This window comes from Thalassospira sp. CH_XMU1458 (genome assembly GCF_037027205.1).
Classification (GTDB): Bacteria; Pseudomonadota; Alphaproteobacteria; order Rhodospirillales; family Thalassospiraceae; genus Thalassospira; species Thalassospira tepidiphila.
In genome coordinates, this window is record NZ_JAYMDW010000001.1 from 1,032,334 (window position 1) to 1,058,058 (window position 25,725).

The window sequence follows — 25,725 nt, forward strand, 5'->3', positions numbered from 1 at the left end:
AGACCAGAAACGCCTGCCGATCGTGGCAGGCGTTTCTGTTTGTGTTTGCCCTGCCTTTTTCGCAAAATCTTCAAAACCCCGCCATTTAAACGGGATTACAGTTTCGCGGTTTAACGCATAAGCAGGGACACGGCTCGATGGTATTCATTCACAAAAACGCTGCCCGGATGACCGGGATTTCGATGGCACTTGCACTGGTAAGCAGCACGGCATTGGCCGATAGCACGGTGTCTTTGCGTATCCTCGAAACCACCGACATCCACACGCATCTGGTTAATTATGACTATTACCGTGATGGCGAGTCCGACACGGTTGGTCTGGCAAAGGTCGCGACCCTGCTTAAAACCGCACGTGGCGAGGCAGAGAACGTTGTCTTTATCGATAATGGTGACCTGATCCAGGGCAATCCGCTTGGCGATTATATGGCCAAGGAACGTGGTCTTAAGGACGGTGATGTCCATCCGGTCTATAAGGCGATGAACCTTCTTGGTTATGACGCGGCCAATATCGGGAACCATGAATTTAACTACGGTCTCGATTTCCTCGGTAAATCATTGGCCGGTGCCAACTTCCCCTATGTCAGTGCCAACGTCTTTGTTGATGATGGCGATGACAATCCCGACAACGACAAGCCGTATTTCGAACCCTATGTGCTGCTGGATCGGGAGTTTACCGATAATGACGGCAAGGTGCACAAGGCGAAGGTTGGTGTGATCGGGTTTGTGCCGCCCCAGATCATGCAGTGGGACAAGGCCAATCTGGAAGGCAATGTGATTGCAAAAGACATTGTCGAGATGGCAAAAAAATATGTCCCGGAAATGCGCGAAAAGGGTGCGGATATCGTCATTGCTGTTCCGCATTCCGGCCTGTCGACCATGGCGCGTAATGGCATGGAAGAAAATGCCACCTATTACCTTTCCGAAGTCGATGGCATTGATGCGATCCTGTTTGGCCATGCCCACACTGTGTTCCCGTCTGAGGCCTTTTCCGATCTTGAAGGTGTCGATATTGCCAAAGGCACAATCAACGGCGTTGCGGCAGTGATGCCTGGCTTCTGGGGCAGCCATCTTGGCGTGATTGACCTGACCTTGAATGTCACCGATGACGGCGAATGGAGTGTCACCGACAGTCTGTCTGATGCACGTCCGATCTATCAGCGCGAAGGCCGGACCGTGACGCCGCTGGTTGAAGCCGATCCGGAAATCATTGCCGCGGTCAAGGAAGAGCACGAAGCCACCATTGCCTATATGCGCGAAGGTGTGGGCACCACGTCGGCACCGATCAACAGCTTCTTTGCGCTTGTGGCCGATGATCCTTCGATCCAGATCGTGACCAATGCCCAGAAATGGTATCTCGAAAAGATCCTGAACGGATCGGAATATGATGGCATTCCAATCCTGTCGGCCGGGGCGCCGTTCAAGGCCGGTGGTCGTGGTGGTCCGGACTATTTCACCGACATTCCCGAAGGCAAAATTGCGCTTAAAAATGTCGCGGATCTTTACATCTATCCAAACACCGTGCGCGCAGTATTGCTTGATGGTGATCAGGTGCGTGAATGGCTTGAAATGTCAGCAGGCCAGTTCAATCAGATTGATCCGAACAGCAGCGAAGAACAAGCTCTGATCAACTCGGATTTCCCGACCTATAATTATGATGTGATTGATGGCGTGACCTACGAAATCGATGTCACCAAACCGGCCCGCTATAACAAGGCGGGCGAAGTGATCAATCCCGACAGTCACCGCATCGTCAATCTGAGCTTCGAAGGCAAACCGGTGACAGCAGATCAGAAGTTTGTCGTTGCGACCAACAACTATCGCGCCGGCGGTGGTGGCAATTTCCCGGGCCTTGATGGATCGACGATCATTGTCGAGGCACCAGATGAAAACCGTACGGTGCTTGCCAACTATATCCTGACCGAAAAGGAAATTGATCCGAAGGCGGATGGCAACTGGACCTTTGCCCCAATCGGTGAGGCGTCCGATGTAACGTTTGTTACCAGCCCCAAGGCATCCTCGGCCGTGAACGCACCTGACAATATCAGCTTCGTTGGCGAGGATCAGGAAGGCTTTGCCAAATACGTGCTGCAAACAAGGTAACCAACAGAACCTTGATATCGCCCAACGAAAAAGCCGCCCTGATCAGGCGGCTTTTTTGTATCTCGGTGTCTCTGCAGGCGATTGCCTGGCGCAGAGGGTATTATTTCCGGTTTGCAGCCTGCGGGCCTTTGCCGCCGGGGCCACCTTGCTGTGCAGGGGGATTGTCTTCGCGCGGGTTCTTGCCGTTAAGATAGGCCTGTGCGCAATGTTCGTCGCAATAAGGCTTGCTCGGTACGATTTTCTTGCCGCAGAAATGGAAGTCGTCATCGCCCGGATCGCCAAACGGCCAACGGCACATGCCCGGACCAAGATCAAAGATCGAAATGCCTTTGGTCTGCTGTTTGGGGGCCGGTGCCTTTTTCTGTTCTGCTTCCTCGGCGCGGCGCTGGATCGGGGACGGGCGCTTGGGCAGTCCAAGGCGGTGTGCCTTGCCAACGACGGCATTCTTGCCAACGCCCAGTTCTTCACCGATGCGTGCCGTGGTCCAACCCTGATTCCAGAGCGAGGTCAGCAATTCAATCTTTTCCGGCGTCCAGCTCATTTCGAGTATATTCCGTATTTCTTGGTCTGCCGGTCAGAATATCCGGCGGCAGGTGCTTGTTGTTCGATGTCAAACAGGGATACAGAGGTATCCGCTAATATCGTGTAACGCAAGGGTCTTGGAGATTCGCATCCCGGCCCGTCTGCGCGAACAGGGCAATTTGCATGTTGAAGCCACAATGTAAAGAGGGGATCGCGTTTTGGCAGGGTTTTTCATTGCAGTGACCGTTTTCCTTGCAGGCCACATTATTCCGGGCTTGCTGCGCGAAAGGCTTATAAGACGTATTGGCTACCGCCCCTATATTATTGCATTCTCGATCCTGTCCGTTCTGCTGTTTGGCTGGGTCATTCACGAGGTTTTGGTCGCGGAGTCGTTTTTGCTCTGGGACTATCAAACCTGGCAGGCACAGCTCCTTGTGGTTGTCATGTTGCCTGCCTGTATTTTGTGGGCCTGTGCCATTCTTCAACCCTGTCCGCTGTCAATTGGTCGAAAAGCCGGCTTTGATCCGGCAAAGCCCGGCGTCAATCGGTTTTGCCGTCATCCATTGCTATTGGGCATGATCCTTTGGGGTGCCGGACACACGATCGCCAATGGTGATACTGTCGCCGTTCTGTTCTTTGGCGGCAGCAGCATTTTTGCCCTGATCGGGTTCTGGCGGATGGAAAAAATCCGGCTGCGCGGAATGACGGATGGCGAACAGGCGATCCTTCTGGCAGCAACCCGACGCTTTTCGCTGTCAGGCCTGAAGGGTGCCTTTCGGGGGCGGGATATCCTTGCCGGGATTGTTCTTTATCTCCTGATCCTGGGTGGGCATGGTCATGTGATTGGTGTCGATCCACTTGCAATGGCAGGCTGGTAATAATGTTTTGATCGCAAGGCTTGTCAGCCAAGGTTTTGACAGGGATACTGGGGGTGCGGTGCAGGAAATCTGCACTGGCCCGCTTTGCCGTATAGTATGGCAAAGGGCAGTTTCAAGCGAGGTAACATGACGTCTCCTCAACTTGCGAGCAGTCTGGCCAAATTCGCCGAAATGGAAGGACGTCACCCGCGTCTTCTTCTGGCGACGGCATCCTCCGTCGAAGAAAAACACCACAAACATGTCGCAACCCTGTTTGCCGATGGCGGGTTTGACGTCGATGTGGCGCCCCGCCATTCCGATGCACAATCCATTGCCCTGCAGGTGATTGATTGCGACGCCGATATCCTGCTTCTGATCCGCACGTCCATGACGGCAGAAGATCGGGTCAGTGTTGCTGATCTGATTTCCGCACTCGATGCGCTGGACGCGGAATATGTCAAAGTCGGTATTGTCGGTCATGCCGATGATCCGGCCGCGGGGAATGTCGACTTTGTTTGTGATCTTGAACATCTGCAAACAAGCGACTGCGAGGCACTGATCGACTACATTCTGGCAGTTGAAGAAACCCGCGTCGCACAACATATTTAGAACGTTGCAAAATTTCGCCGTCTTTCGGTGCAATGTTTTCGAAACTCTTTGGGCGCATACTGATTGCACATCAGTTGCACGCGAGGGCGGGATGTTTAATCAAGGGATGATTTGATGGGATTGCTCAAGGAAACGCTGATGCGCGTCTTTGTCGGCAAAAAAGGCCGGGATGCGATTCAGGCTTATAACGACGCGCAATCCCTCCATATGCGTGACAGCGCCACTGCGGAAAAAACAGCCGCTCAGGCGCGTCAGGCACGTCGCATCGAAGACCGCGCCCTTGCCCATCAGGAAGAAGGCATGTCGCTCGAAGAAGCCCGTGCGCTTGCCCTTGCCGAAACCCTGACCGAACAGGCCGACGCCCCGCATACCGAAATCATGAAGGCGCTGAATGCCGCCGATGCCAAGCTTGGCAAAAAGAAAAGCAAGATCGCAACGCCTGAGGACGAACGTCGTCAGGAACTGATCAATGAAGCGGTCAAGGCGCTGCGCAGCAAACAAAGTGACCTTGATCAGCTGGATCCCGATCTGCGCGCCAAGCTGACGGTGATGGCCGTTGGTGCATTGATGGGCGGGCCAAATACGCCGCGTCAGTAAATTTCTATAAGCCTGTAAGAAGATGGCACCACCCGGATCGGGTTGGTGCCATTCTTTTTTGTGGTGTCGGCAAAGGACGGATCAGGGCTCAAGGCTGCGGTGAAGGCCTGTGACGAGTTCGCAATAGGATGGCTCGTTATCCGCCGTGAGATATCCGTGGCGGATCAGAAAGTCGATCACGACTAGGGCGCAATTGAATTTGAAATCAAATCCGGTGCGGACGATTTCGGCCACTTCGGCGATTGGTAAAAGATCAAATTGCGCGACCTCACCATCGGCGCAATGCGGCACAAAATCCTCTGGCAATTCCAGATCGAAATTGACCATCACGTCGGGTTTCAAGCCTTCATCGGTTTCATAAAGATATGAAACAGTACCGATCGCGACGACGTTTTCAGCAAGGTTTGCTGGAATACCGGCCTCTTCGGCGCATTCCTTGATCATGTTTTCGTGGAAACCAAGGCCGGTCGGTTGGCCGCCCGCCACCATGTTATCGAGCATGCCGGGGTAGGTCGGCTTGTCCAGCGCGCGTTTGGCGATCCACATGTGAATGCCATCGGTCTTGCGGACAAAGCCGTTCATATGCACGCCCCACGACCGGCATCCGAAATAAGGCATGGCAAACCGATCCAGCTGGCACAACGGATCGTCGGAAAGCCGATTGCGGATATCAAACTTCTCGCCGTGCAGGTGCTTGATCACGCCTTGTTGGCACAGAGCCTCGGTTGCCTCGATCAGGGTCTGGTTACGCGCATCAATGGTTTTGATGTGCGGGCCAAAACCATATTCGCCGTTCTCGTCACGGATGAAGCTGTCCCCAAGCCCGGTAAGGGCGCTGGCAAATTCTGACCGGAAGGCCCCGACCGGAAGATCGCCAATGCGAAACCGGGCATAGCGCGACAGATTGGCGTTATTGCACGCATGGATATGATCAAGATAGGCCAATTCAGAACTCCTGTCGGGCAGAGGCACTGCCAGTTTTGCAGTGCCGCAACCAAGACAGCCTACGCGCTAAGCGCTGAGTTTGAATAGCCTTTTTCCGATGTCAGAACCGTATTGACGTGAATGATCTGACGCAGGCATCGCGCGATGTGCTCGGCAACTTTGGTTTCAAGTTGCTGAACCTGGATGTCGATCTGAAGTTCCTCGTAACCGCGCAGCCCATTGGCAACCGTCGAATGCCAGCTGGCAGGAACCAGATTACGCTTGGCAAACAGTTCGAGAACGCGCGGCATCACGTCCGGTTCGGCAGCGGCGTGAACGGAAAAACAGTAAACGGATTTGGGGGTATGTGCGTCCATTGCGGACGCAGCAAATGCATGATCAGTCATGACAATGCTCACAGATATTCAGTGCATCAAAAAGGCGAACAGATACGTCCCGGTGTCCTTAGACAACCGGGCTGATAATTCGCGCAATGATGACCGAAAAGACGCTGTGATGTGTCATGGAGCTATTTAAAAGAAGGTCTCTTCAAAACCAGTTGGTTTGCCAGTTGGTTTGAATGGGGACGCTAATGATGAAAGCGAAGCGTAGGTCAGATGACCAGAAGCGATGCGATGACGGCCAGAATGGTACCAGCGAACAGGATTTCCATCGAACGGGCGATCTGCTGTTCACGGGCAATGGCGATTGCAACTGCTTTGCGCTTATTCATCATGTTTACTCCGTCTTATGACAGGTAGTGTCAATGTGCCGGGCTCGGCACACGTCAAATATAGGCAGGCAGATGGCCGAGTTACAAGAGTTGTTGCTCAAAAAACGTCAAAAAACTTTCAACCTCATGGAAAAGGTCACGTTTTCGCTGCCTGTTTTGTCACAAATTGTAATGGGCCTGCCTGTTTGAAACGCATTATGCCTGTTCCGGTTCCATAACAATCAAACGGTTTCAATGCCGCTGTCCCGATTCGCGGTGGTTTCGGGGGATTCCGTCGGATTTACGACATGTGCGTAGTCGCTTATCGGCTTGGGGTATCCGTATTTATACCCCTGCACAGAGCGGCAATCATGATCGTTCAGGAAGCTTGCCTGTTCGTCAGTTTCGACCCCCTCTGCAATCACCTCGAGGTTGAGGTCGCGGCTCAGATTGATCACCGCACGGACGATGGCAATCGCCTGATCGTTGCTGACCAGCTTCTTGATAAAGGACTGGTCGATCTTGATGCGATCCACCGGGAAGTTCTGCAAGGTCGCAAGCGACGAGTAACCGGTGCCGAAATCATCCATGGCAATCCGCACGCCCAGCTTCTTGATATCAGACAGGATCTTCATCGAGCGCGCCGGATTGTGAATAAGCGCTGTCTCGGTGACTTCCAGTTCGAGGCGTTTCGGATCAAGACCGGTTTCGTTCAGGATCTCGGCAACCAGTTCCGGCAGTTCATGTTTCTGCAATTGAACTGCTGACAGATTGACCCCGATACCAAGCGGATTTTTCCAGCGCGCGGCCTCTTTGCAGGCGGTTCTAAGTACCCATTCGCCCAGCGGCACAATCAGGCCGGTTTCCTCGGCAATCGGAATAAACCGTCCGGGCGGGATCGATCCCAGTTCCGGATCGGTCCAGCGCAGCAAGGCTTCAAACGAGTGGATCACCTGATCATTACCATCGGTCTCGCATTGCGGCTGGTAATGAAGTTCAAGCTGGCCATTCTCCATCGCATGACGCAGGTTCGATGAAAGCTGGCGCTTGAAACGGTATTCCTCGTCCATTTCCGACGAATAGAACACAATGTCATTGCCGCCCGATTGTTTGACCCGATACATCGCAAGGTCGGCATGAAAAAGAATGCTTTCGGCGTCATTGCCATCGGTTGGATAATGCGCAATCCCGATACTTGCAGAAAGCTTCGCACGGTGTTCGGCATTGATGAATACCGGGAGCGCGACACAATCAAGGATTTGCTGGGCGGTTTCGCGCGACCGGGCGATAACGTTATCCATATCTGATTGTTCAGGGTGCGACAGCAGGGCGACAAACTCATCACCGCCAACACGCGCGATCACTACATTATCGCTAAACAGCTCGGCAAGGCGTTCACCCAATTCCCGCAGCGCATGGTCGCCGGCAATATGGCCAAAGCTGTCATTGAGTTCCTTGAAGTGGTCGAAATCAATGCACATCACCGTCAACGGAATGCCGGTTTCATCCGATTGCGTCAGTGCCTCGGCCAGTCGGTCATTGAATGTTGACCTGTTCAAAAGCTTGGTCAGGGCGTCACGTTCTGCGAGGAAACGGATATGGTTTTCTGCAGCATACCGTTCGCGCAGATCGCGCAGCCCAAATATCACGGTGGCATCCGATATTTCATCGGCGGGAATTTCGCGACGCACGACCTCGACCGGTATGGCGGTATTATTGCTCCAGGACAGGGTCGTTTCTGCATAACCGACCTTCCCTGATTTGAATTCCGCCGGTGTATCGGAAAGCCACTCTGTCAGGAAATCCTGATCAAGAATGTCTGCGCGGGTAACGCCACCCAGTTTCAGGAAACTGTCATTGGCATCAATCACCCGCCCATTCTGGGTCAGAACGAGCGCCTCGATGGCGGAATCGCCCAGAATGCGCATGCGGTTGCTGACATGATCGCGAAGTTGCCGGTCAACAAGGGCGGTGACAAAACCAATCGCAATCAGCCCGATGGCAACAACGGCGACGCCGACAGCAAGATATTCCTGCGAAATAAGCTGTGCCGGAACAGGGATAGTCGGATCGGGTGTGATCACCAGTGCACCCATCGCGCCGAAATGCATGGTCGCCACTGCGATGGTCAGGTTTGCCTTACCCAGAAGTTTCTGCTGGTCGGTCTGTGCGGTCTTGGCCAGATATAGCGACGCCATGCCGAACAAGGCCCCCATCAGGATGGCGGCAATCACAATATCCATGTGCCAGCTGATAATGCCGGGAACACGGATGGCAGACATGCCGGTGAAATGCATGGCCGAAATACCGAGCCCGACAACAAGGCCGCCGACAAGACGCGACAATACAAGATGCGGCCCACTGATCGAGGCAATCGCAAACCCGATGGTGGTTGTCGCGATCGCAATCGCCAGCGAAATAGCCGTCAGAAGGGGCTCATAGCCAACCGGGACAACCGGGTCATAGGACAGCATTGCAATGAAATGGGTCGCCCAGATGCCACCGCCGGTCACAACCCCGGTCAGGAACAGCCATGCGATTTTCTGACGAAGGCGACCGATGCAGGCGCGTGCGTACAGATTGAATGCGGTATGAATGCCCGCCAGTCCAATCAGAAGGGCAACGAGGACCAGAACGATATCGTGCTGGTGTGCCAGACAGTCATAAATTCTGTACATTCACGTGCCAAATCTAAAATTAATGTAATAGTTTCAATAACTAATACATTTTACTGGTGTAATTTTAAGTCGGCTGGTGTACGTGAAGCAACCCAAATCGGATCTTTCCGGGGCGGGGTCCCTAGCGGATCACGACTTTGCCCTCGCCGATGATGCGCGGGGGATTGTCACCACGGGTAAAGGTGATTTCGCCGTCATAGGTGCCAGCCGGCCATTGGCTTCCGGGGCGGTCCATATTGATAAAGAACCACTTTGCGCGCGGGCCTGCATCGTTGGGCAAATCAATGACAAAGTCGCGATGGCCACCCTTGCCATCAGGTGTCTGCAGGCTCATGCGGATGACATCGCCATCATTGGCGCCAATCAGATAGGCCCAGAAATAAAGTGCCGGGCTTGTGCGGGGCAGTTCCTGATCCTTGCCGTATCCGCGTTTAAGGTCGGATGCGTTCGGGCGCGCCATCGAAAATCCATGGCCATAAAGCGTGATCTCGTTATAGCTAAGCTTTGCGCGTGCAGACGGTGACCAAAGAGCTGCATTTTCGACATTGCATTCGGTGGCACTGCTGGTGCCCATGGCGGTGCCACTGAACGGGTCAACAAGTTCGCCATCCTTGCGCAGGTTGAAATGCAGGTGGGGGAAGGTGGCCTGACCGGAAATGCCGATCCGCCCGATCACCTGACCACGGCTGACGTGATCGCCCTGTTTTACCGCAACCCACCCCCGGCGAAGGTGGCAATACTGGCTTTGCCAGCCATCATCATGATCAATCAGAATGCCGTTGCCGCATTCGATGCCTTCAAGGCTGCTGGTGGCGATACGACCTGAATCAATATCTTCAACCCCGTCTCGCAGGGCAACGACCGTGCCATCCGCGATGGACAGGACCGGAACACCATCAAGCATGGTGGCTTCATCCGGGATTGCGAAATCAGTACCGCGATGGCCGTCATATGTTGTCGTGCCACAGGCATAGTCACGAATTTGCGGACCGGCATCATGATCGACATAGTGAACGATGTCACAACTGCTGCCGGCACAAACGACCGGCAAATCAAACGGCGGGCCATCTGCAAGGGCGAGGCTGCCAAAAGACAGGGTCGCGAACACGGAAAGAAAGAGTGTCCGAATGGATCCTGATCGTTCTGGCATATAGTCCCCCGTTATCGGTTTTTGTCGCCAAGCACTGGCATTTCAGTATGAATCACCTTTCTCTAACATAAAGGTGATGAGATATCGAACTGCAAGATGTTGTTTATACATTGCGATATCCGATATCAGTTCAAGGTGACGCATACGCGCTCCTTATCACACAAGGCAGGATGAAATGGATCAGAGCGGATTATTTCGGCTGGGTATCTTTGCCGCCATTCTGGCGGTCATGGCCTTGTGGGAGGCAGTGGCCCCTTATCGACCCAAGGAAGCCGTGCGCCGCCCGATGCGCTGGCTGACCAATTTTGGTCTGTTGTTGCTGAGTGCCGCCCTTGCACGTTTCACCATCGGGGCTGCGATGATTGCCGCCGCCATCTGGGCGCAGGCCAATGGTTGGGGGATAAATAACCTTTTGGGCATGCCTGCATTATTGTCCGGGCTGGTCACCATCATTGTTCTTGATTGTGCGATCTATTGGCAGCATCGCCTGACCCATATCGTGCCGGTGTTCTGGCGGTTTCACCGGGTGCATCACTGCGATACAGAATTTGATGTCTCGACCGCCGTGCGTTTCCATCCGGTCGAGATCGTCGCATCGGCACTCTACAAATCGACCTTTGTCGTGCTGATCGGGGCTGATCCATGGGCGGTGGTGATTTATGAAAGCATGCTAAGTGGCTTTGCCCTGTTTAATCATGGCAATGTGCATCTGCCCAAAAGCCTTGATCGCGCCTTGCGACTGTTGGTCGTGACACCTGATATGCACCGGGTGCACCATTCAAGTTTGATGAAAGAAACCAACAGCAATTACGGCAATATCCTGTCCGTCTGGGACCGGATATTTGTCAGCTATATCGATCACACCAAGGTCAATGATCACGATATGCAGATCGGCCTGAAGGAATTCCGCGACATGGACAGCCAAAGTTTGCTGGGCGTTTTGTGGATGCCGTTCCGGCGTCGCTGATTACGCTGGTACTACGCCGCGGACCGCCATGGCCGATGCCACAAGCGACCGCCGCCCGTCGGTTTTCCCGCCAAGATACGCCAGACGTGTGGCCTGCTGAATTTCATAGGCCGTGTCGGCATATTGCCGGTTAAAGAAATTGCGGATCAGGCTGTGTGCCCCCATCAGCGACTGCCAATAGTCATCAAAATCGATGAAATCCATGCGCACCGCAAGGGTTGCTGTTTCAATATCGCCCAGTCCCGCATCCGACCAAAGATCATAAAGGTCATCTTCATCCTGATAGGGGACGTCGAAAACCTCTTCGCGCAGTTTTTCGCCCTCGACCCCGACCAGAATGGCCGCGGCATCGAGAAACAGGCGGATAAACGTCAACCCGCCCGCACGGTCCCAGACAGATGCCGCTATTTTTCCGTTCGGTTTGGTGACGCGGACCATCTCGGCAACCGCCTTTTCCGGGTCTTCCAGATCATTGATCAACAACTGCGAGAAGGCAGTATCAAAACTGTTGTTCTCGAACGGCAGCGACAACGCATCCCCGGTTTTCAATTCGATATTTGAAGCTTCTTCGCGCAGGGCGTCTGTAAGGTAGTCGGGGATCAGGTCAATGCCGACAACCCGCGCATCCGGATACCGGTTGGCGGCCGCCAAGGTCAGACTGCCCGTACCACATCCAACATCAACCAACGCCCCACAAGACGGTGCGGCAACAAAATCAAGGAAGCTGCGCGACAGTCGGCGGCTCCATCGACCCATGGCAATTTCATAGGTGTCTGCAATTGTGTTGTTCATCGGGGGCGTTTCCCAAAGGTTTGTTTTTATGGACCCTAGATCATTGATATCACAGGTGGGCATGCCCTGATATGTCCCCGTTTCAGACAATTTCAAGCGCTTATCAAAAAGACATTCGACGAAATAGGCATTGCTCATTTCGAAAAATGCGCAATAAAATTACAAATATTGCATTGCAAAATAATTATAAGCGCGACATCTGCAATGTAAGCGACCGCGCAACAGGCATAGGGTTTCTAGGAAATGGATGAACGCGACGGACTTCATGGGCTGTATTTCGAAGATCTTGAGATCGGGCTGTCGGGCAGCTATGGAAAAACGGTAACCGAAACCGACATCGTAATGTTTGCCGGAATTACCGGTGACACCAATCCGGTGCACCTTAATCAGGATTACGCCGCAACCACGATGTTCGAAGGCCGCATTGCCCATGGCATGCTGTCGGCCGGTTTCATTTCGACGGTCCTTGGCACGCGCCTGCCGGGGCCTGGCACGATTTATCTTTCCCAGAACCTGCAATTCAAGGCACCGGTTCGGATCGGCGATACCGTGACAGCACGTGTGACCGTGCGTGAACTGATCCCGGCCAAGAAACGCGCCATTATGGAAACCAACTGCTATGTCGGGGATCGTTGCGTGATCTCGGGCGAGGCAACCGTGATGGTGCCTTCACGCGCCTGATGCCGGAAAGCCTGCGCTTTTTTGTCGGAAAAGTCTTTACGCTTCGGGCCTGCGCCCTATATAGCTGCCTGCTGGATTTGCCGACAAAAGGTCGGCAGGCATGGAACGCAGCAAAGAGAGACCGGCGCGAATGCGCGTTTTTCGATCTTTTGAGAACCTGACCGATGATGCGCGCGGCGCTGTTGTGGCGATCGGCAATTTCGATGGACTGCATCTGGGGCATCAATCGCTTCTGGATCAGGCCCGCGCAATTGCCCGCGATCTTGGTGCGCCGCTTGCGATCCTGACGTTCGAGCCCCATCCGCGCATGCTGTTTCGCGCCGATGATCCGCCGTTCCGTCTGACCTCGGCCGAGGATCGCGAAACCGCGGCTGGCAGCATTGATATCGACCTGTTCTATGAAGTCGAGTTTAACCGCGACTTTGCCGCTATGACCGCCGAAGAATTCATCGAGCGTGTTCTGGTCACGGGTCTTGGCGCCAAACATGTCGTGGTTGGCTGGGATTTCTGTTTCGGCAAGGGCCGGGCTGGCGATGTCGATTTGCTGCGCGCGATTGGTGAAAAATCCGGTTTTGGCGTTACGGCGGTGACCGCTGTCACCCATGATAACGGGATTGTCTATTCCTCGACTGCGATCCGTCAGGCGCTGCGTGATGGCCGCCCCGAAGACGCCAAGCATCTTTTGGGACGCCCGTGGGAGATCGGCGGGGTTGTCGCCCATGGCGATGCGCGCGGGCGCACCATCGGCTTCCCGACGGCCAATGTTCCGCTTGGCAATCACCTGCGCCCGAAATTCGGGGTTTACGCTGTCGAGCTTGGACTGGTTTCTAAAACCGATGGCAAAACCGTCGAACGCTGGATCCCCGGAGTCGCCAATATTGGTGTGCGGCCAAGCTTTGGCGGCGATGATGATGCCGGGCTTGAAGCGCACCTTTTTGACTTTGATCAGGACATCTATGACCGGCGGGTACGCGTGCGTCTGCACGGCTTTATCCGCGGGGAAAAGAAGTTCGATGGGCTTGATGCCCTGAAAGCCCAGATCGCAGCAGATGTGATCGCTGCCAAGGATATTCTCGGCAAGATTTGAATTTGTTGACGAACCCGCTATGATCCGCGCGCTTTTCGCAAGATCAGCTTTTCGCGAGATCTCCGGGGGTTCGCCCTTTTAATTTGTTCAAGACGACAGGACCGTCACGATGAGTGTCGAATACAAGAAAACCGTTATCCTGCCCAAGACCGATTTCCCGATGCGGGCGGGTTTGCCAAAGATGGAGCCGACCCTGCTCGAGCAGTGGAAGAAAGAGGACCTCTACGGCAAAATTCGCGGTATTTCGGCTGATCGTGAAATGTTTGTCCTGCATGATGGCCCGCCCTATGCCAACGGCCATCTGCATATTGGTCATGCACTGAACAAGATCCTTAAAGACGTCATCACCCGTTCCCAGCAGATGCTGGGCAAGAACGCTGTTTACGTTCCGGGTTGGGACTGCCACGGCCTTCCGATTGAATGGAAGATCGAAGAACAATACCGTGCCAAGGGCAAGAACAAGGACGATGTTCCGATTGCCGAATTCCGCAAGGAATGCCGCGAGTTTGCCCAGAAATGGCTTGATATTCAGCGCGAAGAATTCAAACGCCTTGGCGTGATGGGCGACTGGGACAATCCCTATGTCACCATGGATTACAAGGCAGAGGCATCTATTGCCCGTGAACTTGGCAAGTTCCTGATGAACGGTTCGCTCTATATGGGCTCGAAGCCGGTCATGTGGTCGGTGGTTGAAAAGACCGCCCTTGCCGAGGCTGAAGTCGAATATCACGACCATACATCCAAAACGATCTATGTCCGCTTCCCGGTCACCGAGACCAAGGTTGATCTGCTTAAAGACGCGACCATCGTCATCTGGACCACGACCCCTTGGACCATTCCGGGCAACCGTGCGATTTCATATGGCGAAGACATCGAATATTCCGTCATCGAAGTCACCGAAACCGCCGAGGAAGCCTGGGCCACCGTTGGCGAGAAGATGGCGGTTTGTACCGATCTTCTTGAAGACCTATGCAAAAACGGTCGCGTTACCGGTCACAAGGTTGTCGGCACCTTTAAGGGCGCCGACCTCGAAGGCACGCTCTCGGCCCATCCGTTCCGCGGTCAGGGCTATGACTTTGACGTGCCGCTTCTCGCAGCTGACTATGTCACGACCGATACCGGTACCGGCTTTGTCCATACCGCACCGACCCACGGCCCGGACGATTACCAGACCGGTCTGAAATACGGTCTGGAAGTACCGGAAATGGTCGATGGTGACGGGGCTTATTATCAGACCGTGCCGCTGTTTGCCGGCGAACGCATCTATGATGAAAACGGCAAGGAAGCGGGTGCCAACGAAGCGGTCATCGCCAAACTGATCGAAGTTGGTGCGCTGCTGTCGCGTGGCCGCCTCAAGCACTCCTATCCGTGCTCATGGCGTTCCAAGGCACCGGTGATCTATCGCACCACGCCGCAGTGGTTCATTTCCATGCAGGACAATGACCTGCGTGAAAAGGCGCTCAAGGCGATTGATGAAACCCGCTTTGTGCCAGAAGCCGGTCGTAACCGTCTGCATTCCATGATCGCCAACCGCCCGGACTGGTGCGTATCGCGCCAGCGTGCATGGGGCGTTCCGATCACGGTGTTCATCGAAAAAAGCACCCGCCAGCCGCTGCGTGATCAGGAAGTGCTTGATCGCGTCTACGAAGCCTTCTGCGAAGAAGGTGCTGATGCGTGGTTCACCCGTGATGCACAGTATTTCCTTGGCGACAAATACAACGCCGATGATTTCGAACAGGTTACTGACGTGCTTGACGTCTGGTTTGATTCCGGTTCGACCCATGCCTTCGTGCTCGAAGAACGTCAGGATCTGAAATGGCCAGCCGATCTTTACCTCGAAGGATCGGATCAGCATCGCGGCTGGTTCCACAGCTCATTGCTTGAGTCTTGCGGTACCCGTGGTCGTGCACCGTACGACGCGGTTCTGACCCATGGCTTTGTTCTTGATGGCGAAGGCCGCAAGATGTCGAAATCGCTCGGCAACGTCATTGCGCCGAACGATGTCATCGACAAGCTTGGTGCAGATATCCTGCGTCTGTGGGTGGTGAGCTCGGATTATCATGATGATCTGCGCATCAGCCATGAAATCATTCAGCGCCATTCCGACATCTACCGTCGTCTGCGCAATACCCTGCGCTTCCTGCTCGGCAACCTTGATGGCTTTGACCAGTCCGAAAAGGTTGCAGATAACGAACTGCCGGAACTCGAACGCTGGGTTCTGCATCGTCTGAGCCACCTTGATGACATGGTGCGCAAGACGACCGCGGACTACGATTTCCACTCGATGTTTATCGAGCTGCATAACTTCTGCGCGCTTGATATGTCGGCATTCTATCTTGATATCCGCAAGGACGCGCTTTATTGCGACGCGCCAAGCAGCCTGCGCCGCCGTGCAGCACGGACGGTCATGGATCGCGTGTTTGATTGCCTTGTTCGTTGGTTGGCACCGGTTCTGTGCTTTACCGCCGACGAAGCATGGCGTGCGCGCTATGGTGCCGAAAGCTCGGTTCACTCGGAAACCTTCAACACGGTTTCCGATGGCTGGAAAGACGATGCGCTGGCCGCCAAATGGGCCAAAATCCGCAAGCTTCGCCGTGTTGTCACCGGTGCGCTTGAACTTGAACGTGCCGAAAAACGCATTGGTGCCAGCCTTGATGCCGCACCAAAGGTTTATGCGACCGCTGATTATGTCGAAGCCCTGGCTGGCCTTAATCTTGCCGAAATCGCCATTACATCTGACATCGAACTGATCACGGGTGATGCACCGGACGGTGCCTATACCCTTGATGACGTTGCCGGTGTCGGTGTTGTGCCGGCCTTGGCAGAAGGCGAGAAATGCGAACGTTGCTGGCAGACCCTGCCGGAAGTTGGCAGCCACGCTGAACATAAAACCGTTTGCAACCGCTGTGCGGATGCCGTTGATGAAATGGGAATTGCCGCCGAGTAACGGTGGCGTTCGGGAACGCCCTGCTTTGGTGGCAGGGCACATCCCGGCAAGTCAGAAAGAGTGTTGATGAAACATCGTGCCTTTGTGTTTGGTCTGATCGTCATTGCAATCGTGTTTGGTGTCGACCAGTGGACCAAGGCGCTTGCCATTGATGGTCTGTCTAACCCACTTCGCGTCATCGAAGTGACGCCGTTCATGAACTTTGTTCTGGCCTGGAACCCGGGTGTTTCGTTTGGCCTGTTTCAGGGGCAGGCACCTTGGGTGATGATTGCGGTGACCGCTGCCATCACCATTGGCTTTGGCATCTGGATGTGGCGCACGCGCGATTCCATGCTGCGCTTTGCCCTGGCAATGATCATTGGCGGCGCAATTGGCAACCTCGTTGATCGTCTGCGCCACGGGGCTGTGACCGACTTCATTGATCTGCATGTTGCGGGTTATCACTGGCCGGTATTCAATATTGCCGATAGTGCAATCACGGTTGGTGCGGCGCTACTGTTGATCGATTCCCTTTTTGGCGGTAAAAAATCTACCAGATGAATTTTGGCCGGGCGAACATGGTCCGGTTTTGAAGTGGTAATGAGGCACAAATGGCCCGGAAACTGACGACCAATATTTTCAAAATTGCATTGCTGGGCGGACTTGCGCTTGGCGTTTCCGGTTGTGAATCAACACGTGAAACCTTTGGCCTGAACAAACAGTCGCCTGACGAGTTTGCGGTTGTTTCGCGCGCCCCGCTCAGCCTGCCGCCTGATTTTACCTTGCGTGTTCCTGATCCAGGCGCACCGCGCCCGCAAACCGGTTCGACCACCGATCAGGCGCGTCGTATTCTGGTTGGTGAAGATCCCAACGTTGTAAAACGTGACATCACCGAAGGTACGCGCAGCAAGGGACAGGTTGCCCTTCTTTCGGCATCCGGTGCGCAATATGCCGATCCGGAAATCCGCAACACGGTGGATCGTGAAACCTCGATCTTCATTTCCGAAAGCGAAGGCGTCGTCGACGATCTGCTGTTCTGGCAGGAAAAGCCGGAATTCGGCACCGTCGTGGATCCGGCCGCCGAAGCCAAGCGTATCCGCGATCAGCAGGCATTGGGTGACAATGTTGCCGGTGGTGCCGATACCCCTGTGATCGAACGCAAACAGAAAGGCTGGCTGGAAGACATCTTCTAAGCTTCGCCAGACGATTGGCCGAACACACGACAATTTGATGCATTCAGACAAGGGCGCGATGGTTTCGCGCCCTTGTTCTGTCATATTCGGTTCTTAAGAAATGCCTGTTGAATGCAAGTGCCGCGTTCTGCTGGTCCTGCATTGAAACACACCGTTTGCATAACCATCCTGAATTGGAATGGGACGCCACAATGAGAATTTCTGGAACAATCCGATCAATGACGCGCAGCTCCGTGGCTGTGCTTGCCCTCGTCGCACTGACTCTTGCCCTTGTGCCCGGTTTGTCACGGGCGGCTGTGTTCAGCCCGCAAACTGCCACCCTTGATAACGGCATGCAGGTCGTGCTGGTGGAAAACCACCGTGCACCGGTCGTTACCCATATGGTCTGGTACAAGGTCGGCTCGGCCGACGAGCCCCAAGGTGTCTCGGGCATTGCCCATTTCCTTGAACATCTGATGTTCAAGGGGACCGATAAGATGGTGCCGGGCGACTTTTCAAAGATCGTTGCGCGCAATGGCGGCAATGACAACGCCTTCACCAGCTGGGACTACACGGGATATTTCCAGAACATTGCCCGTGACCGGCTTGATCTGGTCATGGAGATGGAAGCCGACCGCATGACCAATCTGAAGCTTTCAGATGATGTGGTTCTGCCCGAACGCGATGTGATCATCGAAGAACGCCGTTCGCGCATTGATACCAGCCCGGGGGCGCTTCTGGGCGAACAGATGCGCGCATCGCTGTATATGGCGCATCCCTATGGTCGGTCGATCATTGGCTGGCGCCATGAAATGGAAAAACTTTCCACCGAAGACGCACTTGAATTCTATCGCGACTGGTATGCGCCCAATAATGCCATTTTGGTTGTTGCCGGCGACATCACCATGGATGAATTGCTGCCGATGGCGGAAAAATATTACGGCGTCATCCCGCGTGGTAAGGACATGACCCGCAACCGTGTTCAGGAACCGGTTCAGCATGCCCCGCGCAAGGTCACCATGCGTGACCCGCAGGTCGGTCAGGCATCCTGGTCGCGCTATTATCTGGCACCGTCCTACAATACCGATGCGGCTGATGCCGTGCCGCTTGATGTGCTGAGCGAAATCATCGGATCGGGCACCACCAGCCGCTTCTTCAAGGCCCTTGTGGTCGATCAGGAAATCGCCTCAAGCGTTGGCACCTTCTATGATCCGGTGACCGTCGATCTGGCAAGCTTCGGTGTCTATGCCGTTCCGCGCGGTGATGTCGATTTGGCCGATCTTGAAAAGGCGGTCGAGGCCGAAATTGCCAAGGTCGTCGCCGACGGTGTGACGCAGGATGAACTCGATCGCGCCAAGCAGAAGCTGCTTGATAGTGCCGTCTTTGCCCGTGACTCGCTATCTGCCGGTGCACGCGTGCTCGGTCAGTCGCTTGCGGTCGGTTTGACCGTGGATCAGGTCGAAAGCTGGCCGGACCGGATTTCGGGTGTGACGGTGGAACAGGTCAATGACGCCGCCAAACGGGTGTTCGATGCCAAGAAATCTGTCACCGGCTGGCTGATGCCGCCCGAAGGTGGCCCGGTCACGGGCGCTGGTGCGGCCCTTCCGATCACCTCTGGCGAAGGAGTGCACTGATATGAACAAGCTGTTTAAACAGATTGCCGGTGTTGCCTTTGCGACAACGCTTGGTTTTGGCTTTGCGCAACAGGCCAAGGCGGTCGAGGTACAGGAAGTGATTTCGGACGGCGGCATTCGCGCCTGGCTTATCGAAGATCACATGAACCCGCTGATGACCATGGATATCGCCTTTACCGGTGCGGGGGCGGCAACCGATCCGGATGGCAAGCTTGGCTTGGTCAATATGGTATCTGGCCTGATTGATGAAGGCGCTGGCGCGATGGACAGCCAGACCTTCCGCAGTGAAATGGAAAACCGGTCGATCGGTCTTTCCTTTGATGCGGGGCGCGATGACTTTGCCGGATCGCTCACCACGCTAACGCGTGAACGCGAAACGGCGATTGATCTGCTGCGTCTGGCCCTGTCCGAGCCCCGCTTTGATGATGAGGCGGTTGAACGTATCCGTGCACAGGTTGTTTCGGGCCTCAAGCGGGCCGAAACCGATCCGCGCGATATCGCCAGCCGCACATTCTTTGCCTCGATCTTTGGCGATCATCCCTATGGTCGGCCGGTTTCGGGCACGCTTGAAACCGTGGCCGGTTTGAACGCCAATGATTTTCGTGGCTTCGTGCGCCGTGCCTTTGCCAAGGACAACCTGATTGTGGGCGTCGCCGGTGACATCACCGCCGAAGAACTTGGTCCTTTGCTCGACGAGGCCTTTGGCGCGTTGCCCGCGAAAAGCGACCTGCCCAAGATCGCCGATGTTACGCCGACCTATGGCGATATCGACGTAATCGAACAGGACATCCCGCAAAGTCAGGCGATCTGGGGCCAAAAAGGCATCGAACGCCAGGACCCGGATTTCTATGCCGCCTATGTGATGAATTACATCCTTGGCGGTGGCGGCTTCTCATCGCGCCTGACCGAGGAAGTCCGTGAAAAGCGTGGATTGGCTTATGGCGTCTATAGCTACCTCGCCAATCTTGATCATGCCGACATGATGATGGGCGGGGTTGCCACGCGCAATGACGCGATTGGTCAAAGCCTGTCGCTGATCAGCACCGAATGGACCAAGATGAAGCAGGACGGCATCGATCAGGAAGAGCTTGATAATGCCAAGGCCTACCTCACCGGGGCCTTCCCGCTGCGCTTCACCAGCCTCGGCAACCTGTCGGGCATGCTGGTCGGCATGCAAAAGGAAGACCTTGGTATGGACTTCCTTGATCGTCGCAATGACATGGTCAATGCCGTCACGCTTGATGACGTTAACCGAGTTGCTGCCGATCTGATGGACCCGGCCAATGTCACGGTGACCGTGGTTGGCAAGCCGGAAGGTGATCTGGCCTTCTGATCCCAGAACCACATCGGAAAAGTTGCAAAGCGCGGTGAAAGGGATTTCGCCGCGCTTTGCGCTTTGATAGGTTCATCACAACCAAGATAAACATCACGAGCACCGCCTTCATGACCTTGCGCGTCCTGCCACAGAACCTGATCAACCAGATTGCCGCCGGTGAGGTGGTCGAACGTCCTGCGGCTGCGCTTAAGGAACTGGTTGAAAACGCCCTTGATGCCGGGGCGACCAAGGTGGACGTCAATCTGCGCGATGGCGGTCGGACGTTGTTGTCTGTCACTGACGATGGCAAGGGCATGACGCCGGACGAACTGACACTGGCCGTCGAACGCCACGCCACATCCAAGCTGCCCGATGATGATCTGTTTAACATCGGTTTCATGGGCTTTCGCGGCGAGGCCTTGCCATCGATCGGGTCGGTATCACGGATGCGCCTGACCAGCCGTGTGCGCGGCTCTGAAAACGCATGGACACTGGTGGTGGAAGGCGGGGCCAAGGGCGCACCGGAACCAGCCGCCCATCCCTATGGCACACGGGTCGAGGTGCGTGATCTTTTCTATGCCACGCCGGCACGTCTGAAGTTCCTTAAAACCGCGCGGACCGAACAGATGTATGCGCGCGAGATCATGGACCGTCTGGCGATGGCGCGCCCGGATGTCGGCTTTACACTCAGTGGTGATAACAACAAGACGATCCTGAATTACCCGGCCTGCGAAGGCGATCTGTTTGATGCACGTCTTAAACGGCTGGGGGCTGTCATGGGCCGCGAATTTCAGGATAACGCCCTTCAGATCGAGGCAGAGCGTGAAGGCATCCGCCTTACCGGCTATGCCGGGGTGCCGACACTCAACCGTGGCAATGCGCAGATGCAGTTCATGTTTGTCAATGGCCGCCCGGTCAAGGATCGGCTGCTGCAAGGCGCAGTGCGCGGCGCCTATCAGGATTTTCTGGCACGTGATCGCCATCCGTTATTGGCGCTGTTCTTTGAACTTTCTCCACGTGATGTTGACGTCAACGTCCATCCCGGCAAGACGGAGGTCCGGTTCCGTGATCCGGGCATGGTGCGGGGGCTGATTGTCGGCGCACTTAAACATGCGCTGGCCGGGGCGGGGCATCGCGCCTCGACCACGGTGGCAGATATGGCCTTGGGGGCGGTCCGCCGCGAAGGTGAGGGTCCCTCACTTCCGTATGGTGGTGGCGCACGAAGCGGCGGCGGCAGTGGTTTTAACATCGGACACTATCAGCCAAACGTGCCGGGCCATGCGGCGATTGAACGCAATTACGCCGCCCAGGCACCGATGGAAAACCCCGGAAACTATGGCGGCCTGTTTGATCGCGGGCGCGAGTTTGGCGGATCGGGTGGTAGCGCTAACATCGCAGGTGGCGAGGGCGGTTTTGCAGCCGCTGCGGCAGCGGCGCTGTCGGGTGGTTATGATGCCGCCGCACCGTCAGCGCGCATTGATAACATCGCCGATGAAGGTAAGTTTGTTGATCATCCGCTGGGGGCAGCCCGCGGGCAGGTGCATGCCAATTACATCATTGCCCAGACCCGCGACGGTCTGGTGATTGTCGATCAGCACGCCGCGCATGAACGCATTGTCTATGAACGCATGAAGGCCGATCTGGCCGAAAGCGGTGTCAAGCGACAAGGGCTGTTGCTGCCCGAAGTCGTCGAACTGGATGAAGCGTCCGCTGATCGTATTGCCGACCGGGCAGACGAATTCGCCGAACTGGGTCTGGTGATCGAGCCATTTGGTCCCGGCGCGATTGTTGTTCGCGAAGTGCCGGCCATGTTGGGCAAGGTTGATGTCAGCGCGCTGGTGCGCGATATGGCCGATGAAATTGCCGAACTGGGGCAGGGCATGGCGCTAAAAGACCGGCTGATGTATGTCTGTGCGACCATGGCTTGCCATGGATCGGTGCGGTCCGGTCGGAAGCTCAATGCCGATGAAATGAACGCCCTTTTGCGCCAGATGGAAGCCACCCCGCATTCAGGCCAATGCAACCATGGCCGCCCGACCTATGTCGAGCTCAAGCTTAACGACATCGAAAAGATGTTTGGCCGCAGGTAGGAAAACAGATGTCGGCGATCACGCTTCATATCGCGACCCTTGAGGATGCCCCGGCCATCCGTGCCTTGTTTGCGCGGTCCTATGCGACGTTTTTGGCCCATGACTATGCGCCGGACATGCTTGAACGCGCCATGCCGTTTCTCACCTTTGCCAAGCCCGAGTTATTAAGTTCGGGCACCTATTACATCGCCAGGACAGAGGCCGGTGACGTTGTTGGCGCAGGCGGCTGGACGGCGGTTCGGCCCGGAAGCCGGGAAGGTGATGTCCAGCCGGGGCTGGCCCATGTCCGGCATTTCGCCGTCGATCCCGATCACGCGCGCAAGGGCATTGCCAGCATGCTGTTTGATCGCTGCGTAAGCGACGCCAAGGCATCGGAAAATGTTAAGCGCTTTGAATGTTATTCAACCCTGACCGCCAGACGGTTTTATGAATCACGCGGCTTTCGAGTGATCGGTGATTTCGAAGCGCCTTTTGCGCCGGACTTCCGTTTTCCCAGCCTGCATATGGTCTGTGATCTCGACTAATCGCGCAGTTTCAGATCGTGGGGCAGGCGGGTATTGGCGTTGACGCGCGCCCGCTGGATCTGTTCGGCAAACAGGCCGCGCGTGCCACTCAGATCCGCATCGCGGAAATCCGTTCCGGCCAGATTGGTGCCGCTCAGATCACAATTGATCATCTTGAGGCCCCGGAAATTGGCATTCGACAGGTCCGATCCCAAAAATACCGTGTTGCGCATCATCGCCTTGCTAAACCGTGCGCCTGAAAGTCGGCTTGCCGCCAGGTTGGCGTTATCCAGATTGCTTTCACCAAAATCAGCGGCAACCAGATTGCAACGGCGCAAAACCGCATCCTTGCAATTGGCACGATGGAAGCTGGCAAACGGCAATCCACATCGGCTGAGATCAATGCCTTCCAGCTCGGCCTCGCGCAGATCGGCATGTTCGATGGACATCACCGACCCCTCGCGCCCGCCGGTATCCACCCAAAGCTTGTGACTGATCAACGCCGCGTGCAGGTCAATCTCGACGAGTTCCTCGTCTTCTGCCGTGGTGTCATCCTCGGCCTCAATCGGTTCATCGGCGGCATCGGACGGCTTGGCCTCCTCACTGGCAACGGCAGCAGGCAGCACCTCTTTGGCAGATTGCAGGGCCTCTAGGTTCTGTGCACTGGTGCGTTTGTCACGCGCACTCGGAACACCAACAAGCTCGCCGTCGCCAAATGTCTGACCGGCCCCGTTCAGGCGTGGTCGGCTATCGTCGATGTCCAGATTTGTCGTCATACCAATGGCAGGCGACGGTTTGGCGGGCTTTGTTTGCGTTTTCGGCCCGGCACCATCGTTTTCCGGTGTGTCGGAAGTCTCGGTGCTTTTGGGGACTGTTGCCGATGGATTTTTTGGCTTTGCGGTTGGACTGGTGGCACTTGAAGTCGCCATTTTGGCAAGGTCCTGTGGCCGTGCGGGGCCAAAATAGTTTTCCTCCAGCACGAAGCGGCGTGGTTTTTTCAGGACCGTTTCAATGATCTTGGTCAGGCGTTCTGGATCAATCGGCTGACGAAAAACGCCCTCAATCCCGGCGTCGACCGCATCGCGCATGCCCCGGCGATCCAGTTTCGGCGCGCCAAGCAGGATCGGGACGATGCCGCCGTGCGGATTTCCACTTGTGGCGGCGTCACGAATGGCGCGAATGGTCGAAATACCGCGGATGCCATCAAGATAAAGACCGATCAGAACCAGATCCGGCTTAAGCTCCGCAATCAGTTCGAGCGTGCGTTCGCGGTCGTCACAATCAACGAATTTGCCAAAGCCAAAATGCTCAACGGCTGCCCGTGCGGCACTGATGTTCCGTTCGCTGTAATCCGCATACAGGATTGTCTTTTTCTTGTTGGCATGGCTCGCCATGATGGGCGGTATTCCCTTTGCTCACGCGTTTTTTGGATCGAGTCCCGTTGGCAGACTTCTGTCAGGGGCTGTCTGACGGAATGCTGAAAGTACGCCGTGCTTCAGAGTTTGGATTTCTGCTGGCATCACCGGTTTCCGGATTTGCCCCCTCATCAAAGTCTTCTCCACCGTTTGACGGGGCCCTGAATTCGCCGCCTTCTGATGCACTGTTGGCGTCGAAATTGGTCTCGACCATTTCAATGGTTATTTCGACCCGACGGTTGGTCGCCCGCCCCTCGGGGGTATCGTTGGTCGCCAGTGGCCGACTGTCGCCATATCCCTGAATGACCATGCGGCTCGGGTCTGTGCCGTTCTGATCAATCAGAAAATGCAGAACCGACGTCGCACGTGCCGCCGACAGGTCCCAGTTCGATATATAGGGAGACGACGCCGAAACAGGAACGTTATCGGTATGACCGGCGACAAAAATTTCGCCAGCCGTCTGGTTGATCACCGGCGCGACGCGGTTCAGGATGGCGGCAAATTCATCTGTCATGCCGGACGATCCGGATGGAAAGGCCAGTTCGTTGGGGAAACGCATGACAACCTCGCCGTCGATACGCTCCAGCCCCACCTGATCCTGAAGGCCCATGTTATCAAGAACCTTGCCAAGCGTTTCTTCGAGCGCCTCGGCCTTTTCTTCCTTGCTGTCGGTTTCGTTGCTTTCAACTTCCGGGGTCTCGGCCTGCGGGATTTCCGACACCACACGCGGGGTATCGGGTGTTGGCGCCTTAAGCGATTTGCCAACGATGGAGCCATCAAGCTCGATCACCCCTGCAAGCTGATCTTGTTGGGAAAAGCCAAAGGCCGCCTTGACCGAGCCGGCAATCTGTTTGTAGCGGATGACATCCATCTCAGCGAAGGTCAGCAACAGCACAAACAGGACAAGCAGCAACGACATCAGATCGGCGAATGTCGCCATCCAAGCTGGTGCGCCTGCTGCTGGTTTCTTTGCCATCGCCTATGCCCAGTCTGCT

The 25,725-nt window shown here is 55.5% G+C and carries 22 protein-coding genes; 14 read left to right on the forward strand and 8 right to left on the reverse strand.

All coding sequences use genetic code 11. The features are described from left to right. The first annotated feature begins 137 nt into the window (after positions 1 to 137). Positions 138 to 2,099, forward strand: coding sequence for a bifunctional 2',3'-cyclic-nucleotide 2'-phosphodiesterase/3'-nucleotidase (locus WBY09_RS04670; RefSeq protein WP_197145944.1), 1,962 nt, complete (start codon positions 138 to 140; stop codon positions 2,097 to 2,099). Positions 2,100 to 2,199: 100 nt separating this feature from the next. On the opposite strand, the gene WBY09_RS04675 is transcribed toward WBY09_RS04670, so the two are convergent. Beyond that, complete coding sequence (locus WBY09_RS04675; protein ID WP_063088632.1) at positions 2,200 to 2,640, reverse strand: GcrA family cell cycle regulator; 441 nt, start codon at positions 2,638 to 2,640, stop codon at positions 2,200 to 2,202. A gap of 199 nt (positions 2,641 to 2,839) precedes the next feature. On the opposite strand from WBY09_RS04675, the gene WBY09_RS04680 reads away from it, so the two are divergent. From WBY09_RS04680 to WBY09_RS04690, 3 genes are all read left to right on the forward strand, one after another. Continuing rightward, complete coding sequence (locus tag WBY09_RS04680) at positions 2,840 to 3,499, forward strand: NnrU family protein (RefSeq protein WP_197145942.1); 660 nt, start codon at positions 2,840 to 2,842, stop codon at positions 3,497 to 3,499. A 126-nt stretch (positions 3,500 to 3,625) separates the two neighbouring features. Next, positions 3,626 to 4,087, forward strand: coding sequence for a hypothetical protein (locus WBY09_RS04685; protein WP_064780015.1), 462 nt, complete (start codon positions 3,626 to 3,628; stop codon positions 4,085 to 4,087). A gap of 114 nt (positions 4,088 to 4,201) precedes the next feature. Next, positions 4,202 to 4,684: a hypothetical protein gene (locus tag WBY09_RS04690; protein WP_063088634.1), complete on the forward strand. Its 483-nt coding sequence runs from the start codon at positions 4,202 to 4,204 to the stop codon at positions 4,682 to 4,684. Between the two features lie 81 nt (positions 4,685 to 4,765). Here the strand turns inward: WBY09_RS04690 and WBY09_RS04695 are convergent, their stop codons facing one another. The 4 genes from WBY09_RS04695 to WBY09_RS04710 all read right to left on the reverse strand — a co-directional run bounded on the left by WBY09_RS04695 (position 4,766) and on the right by WBY09_RS04710 (position 10,148). After that, positions 4,766 to 5,629, reverse strand: a complete 864-nt coding sequence (locus WBY09_RS04695; RefSeq protein ID WP_197145940.1) for an NUDIX hydrolase — start codon at positions 5,627 to 5,629, stop codon at positions 4,766 to 4,768. Positions 5,630 to 5,688: 59 nt separating this feature from the next. Next, the gene (locus WBY09_RS04700) at positions 5,689 to 6,015 is read right to left on the reverse strand and encodes a hypothetical protein (protein WP_063088636.1); all 327 of its coding nucleotides are present in this window, start codon (positions 6,013 to 6,015) and stop codon (positions 5,689 to 5,691) included. Between the two features lie 547 nt (positions 6,016 to 6,562). Beyond that, the gene (locus WBY09_RS04705; protein WP_197145938.1) at positions 6,563 to 8,998 is read right to left on the reverse strand and encodes a bifunctional diguanylate cyclase/phosphodiesterase; all 2,436 of its coding nucleotides are present in this window, start codon (positions 8,996 to 8,998) and stop codon (positions 6,563 to 6,565) included. A gap of 121 nt (positions 8,999 to 9,119) precedes the next feature. Continuing rightward, on the reverse strand, positions 9,120 to 10,148 hold the full coding sequence (locus WBY09_RS04710) for a M23 family metallopeptidase (protein ID WP_336232117.1): 1,029 nt from the start codon (positions 10,146 to 10,148) through the stop codon (positions 9,120 to 9,122). A 175-nt stretch (positions 10,149 to 10,323) separates the two neighbouring features. On the opposite strand from WBY09_RS04710, the gene WBY09_RS04715 reads away from it, so the two are divergent. After that, on the forward strand, positions 10,324 to 11,115 hold the full coding sequence (locus WBY09_RS04715; protein ID WP_336232118.1) for a sterol desaturase family protein: 792 nt from the start codon (positions 10,324 to 10,326) through the stop codon (positions 11,113 to 11,115). Here the strand turns inward: WBY09_RS04715 and WBY09_RS04720 are convergent, their stop codons facing one another. After that, positions 11,116 to 11,907: a class I SAM-dependent methyltransferase gene (locus WBY09_RS04720; RefSeq protein WP_197145932.1), complete on the reverse strand. Its 792-nt coding sequence runs from the start codon at positions 11,905 to 11,907 to the stop codon at positions 11,116 to 11,118. Positions 11,908 to 12,150: 243 nt separating this feature from the next. Here WBY09_RS04720 and WBY09_RS04725 point away from each other — a divergent pair, with 243 nt between their 5' ends. The 9 genes from WBY09_RS04725 to WBY09_RS04765 all read left to right on the forward strand — a co-directional run bounded on the left by WBY09_RS04725 (position 12,151) and on the right by WBY09_RS04765 (position 23,336). Further along, on the forward strand, positions 12,151 to 12,588 hold the full coding sequence (locus WBY09_RS04725; RefSeq protein WP_063088640.1) for a MaoC family dehydratase: 438 nt from the start codon (positions 12,151 to 12,153) through the stop codon (positions 12,586 to 12,588). Positions 12,589 to 12,718: 130 nt separating this feature from the next. Continuing rightward, complete coding sequence (locus tag WBY09_RS04730; protein WP_064787435.1) at positions 12,719 to 13,675, forward strand: bifunctional riboflavin kinase/FAD synthetase; 957 nt, start codon at positions 12,719 to 12,721, stop codon at positions 13,673 to 13,675. A 109-nt stretch (positions 13,676 to 13,784) separates the two neighbouring features. Then, positions 13,785 to 16,622, forward strand: coding sequence for an isoleucine--tRNA ligase (gene ileS, locus WBY09_RS04735; RefSeq protein ID WP_197145930.1), 2,838 nt, complete (start codon positions 13,785 to 13,787; stop codon positions 16,620 to 16,622). 66 nt (positions 16,623 to 16,688) lie between these two features. Continuing rightward, on the forward strand, positions 16,689 to 17,162 hold the full coding sequence (gene lspA, locus WBY09_RS04740) for a signal peptidase II (protein ID WP_064787433.1): 474 nt from the start codon (positions 16,689 to 16,691) through the stop codon (positions 17,160 to 17,162). Between the two features lie 50 nt (positions 17,163 to 17,212). Then, positions 17,213 to 17,794, forward strand: a complete 582-nt coding sequence (locus WBY09_RS04745; RefSeq protein WP_063088643.1) for a DUF3035 domain-containing protein — start codon at positions 17,213 to 17,215, stop codon at positions 17,792 to 17,794. 218 nt (positions 17,795 to 18,012) lie between these two features. After that, a complete protein-coding gene (locus WBY09_RS04750) occupies positions 18,013 to 19,407 on the forward strand; it encodes a M16 family metallopeptidase (protein ID WP_245227681.1) in 1,395 nt (464 codons plus the stop codon). A gap of 1 nt (position 19,408) precedes the next feature. Further along, positions 19,409 to 20,740: a M16 family metallopeptidase gene (locus tag WBY09_RS04755; protein WP_064779774.1), complete on the forward strand. Its 1,332-nt coding sequence runs from the start codon at positions 19,409 to 19,411 to the stop codon at positions 20,738 to 20,740. A 110-nt stretch (positions 20,741 to 20,850) separates the two neighbouring features. Next, positions 20,851 to 22,812 (forward strand): DNA mismatch repair endonuclease MutL, encoded by a 1,962-nt coding sequence (gene mutL, locus WBY09_RS04760; RefSeq protein ID WP_336232121.1) that lies wholly within the window; start codon positions 20,851 to 20,853, stop codon positions 22,810 to 22,812. An 8-nt stretch (positions 22,813 to 22,820) separates the two neighbouring features. Beyond that, positions 22,821 to 23,336: a GNAT family N-acetyltransferase gene (locus WBY09_RS04765; protein WP_286792934.1), complete on the forward strand. Its 516-nt coding sequence runs from the start codon at positions 22,821 to 22,823 to the stop codon at positions 23,334 to 23,336. On the opposite strand, the gene WBY09_RS04770 is transcribed toward WBY09_RS04765, so the two are convergent. Further along, positions 23,333 to 24,709, reverse strand: a complete 1,377-nt coding sequence (locus WBY09_RS04770; protein WP_064779772.1) for a pentapeptide repeat-containing protein — start codon at positions 24,707 to 24,709, stop codon at positions 23,333 to 23,335. The genes WBY09_RS04765 and WBY09_RS04770 overlap by 4 nt on opposite strands. A 61-nt stretch (positions 24,710 to 24,770) precedes the next feature. Next, positions 24,771 to 25,706, reverse strand: a complete 936-nt coding sequence (locus tag WBY09_RS04775; RefSeq protein WP_083996945.1) for an OmpA family protein — start codon at positions 25,704 to 25,706, stop codon at positions 24,771 to 24,773. Between the last annotated feature and the right edge of the window lie 19 nt (positions 25,707 to 25,725).

What these genes read in the sequence shown, in the direction of transcription:
- WBY09_RS04670 (WP_197145944.1), top strand. Translation starts at nt 138, where the DNA reads ATGGTATTCATTCACAAAAACGCTGCCCGGATGACCGGGATTTCGATG.
- WBY09_RS04675 (WP_063088632.1), bottom strand. Translation starts at nt 2,640, where the DNA reads ATGAGCTGGACGCCGGAAAAGATTGAATTGCTGACCTCGCTCTGGAAT.
- WBY09_RS04685 (WP_064780015.1), top strand. Translation starts at nt 3,626, where the DNA reads ATGACGTCTCCTCAACTTGCGAGCAGTCTGGCCAAATTCGCCGAAATG.
- WBY09_RS04690 (WP_063088634.1), top strand. Translation starts at nt 4,202, where the DNA reads ATGGGATTGCTCAAGGAAACGCTGATGCGCGTCTTTGTCGGCAAAAAA.
- WBY09_RS04700 (WP_063088636.1), bottom strand. Translation starts at nt 6,015, where the DNA reads ATGACTGATCATGCATTTGCTGCGTCCGCAATGGACGCACATACCCCC.
- WBY09_RS04705 (WP_197145938.1), bottom strand. Translation starts at nt 8,998, where the DNA reads ATGTACAGAATTTATGACTGTCTGGCACACCAGCACGATATCGTTCTG.
- WBY09_RS04710 (WP_336232117.1), bottom strand. Translation starts at nt 10,148, where the DNA reads ATGCCAGAACGATCAGGATCCATTCGGACACTCTTTCTTTCCGTGTTC.
- WBY09_RS04715 (WP_336232118.1), top strand. Translation starts at nt 10,324, where the DNA reads ATGGATCAGAGCGGATTATTTCGGCTGGGTATCTTTGCCGCCATTCTG.
- WBY09_RS04720 (WP_197145932.1), bottom strand. Translation starts at nt 11,907, where the DNA reads ATGAACAACACAATTGCAGACACCTATGAAATTGCCATGGGTCGATGG.
- WBY09_RS04725 (WP_063088640.1), top strand. Translation starts at nt 12,151, where the DNA reads ATGGATGAACGCGACGGACTTCATGGGCTGTATTTCGAAGATCTTGAG.
- WBY09_RS04730 (WP_064787435.1), top strand. Translation starts at nt 12,719, where the DNA reads ATGCGCGTTTTTCGATCTTTTGAGAACCTGACCGATGATGCGCGCGGC.
- ileS (WP_197145930.1), top strand. Translation starts at nt 13,785, where the DNA reads ATGAGTGTCGAATACAAGAAAACCGTTATCCTGCCCAAGACCGATTTC.
- lspA (WP_064787433.1), top strand. Translation starts at nt 16,689, where the DNA reads ATGAAACATCGTGCCTTTGTGTTTGGTCTGATCGTCATTGCAATCGTG.
- WBY09_RS04745 (WP_063088643.1), top strand. Translation starts at nt 17,213, where the DNA reads ATGGCCCGGAAACTGACGACCAATATTTTCAAAATTGCATTGCTGGGC.
- WBY09_RS04750 (WP_245227681.1), top strand. Translation starts at nt 18,013, where the DNA reads ATGACGCGCAGCTCCGTGGCTGTGCTTGCCCTCGTCGCACTGACTCTT.
- WBY09_RS04755 (WP_064779774.1), top strand. Translation starts at nt 19,409, where the DNA reads ATGAACAAGCTGTTTAAACAGATTGCCGGTGTTGCCTTTGCGACAACG.
- mutL (WP_336232121.1), top strand. Translation starts at nt 20,851, where the DNA reads ATGACCTTGCGCGTCCTGCCACAGAACCTGATCAACCAGATTGCCGCC.
- WBY09_RS04765 (WP_286792934.1), top strand. Translation starts at nt 22,821, where the DNA reads ATGTCGGCGATCACGCTTCATATCGCGACCCTTGAGGATGCCCCGGCC.
- WBY09_RS04770 (WP_064779772.1), bottom strand. Translation starts at nt 24,709, where the DNA reads ATGGCGAGCCATGCCAACAAGAAAAAGACAATCCTGTATGCGGATTAC.
- WBY09_RS04775 (WP_083996945.1), bottom strand. Translation starts at nt 25,706, where the DNA reads ATGGCAAAGAAACCAGCAGCAGGCGCACCAGCTTGGATGGCGACATTC.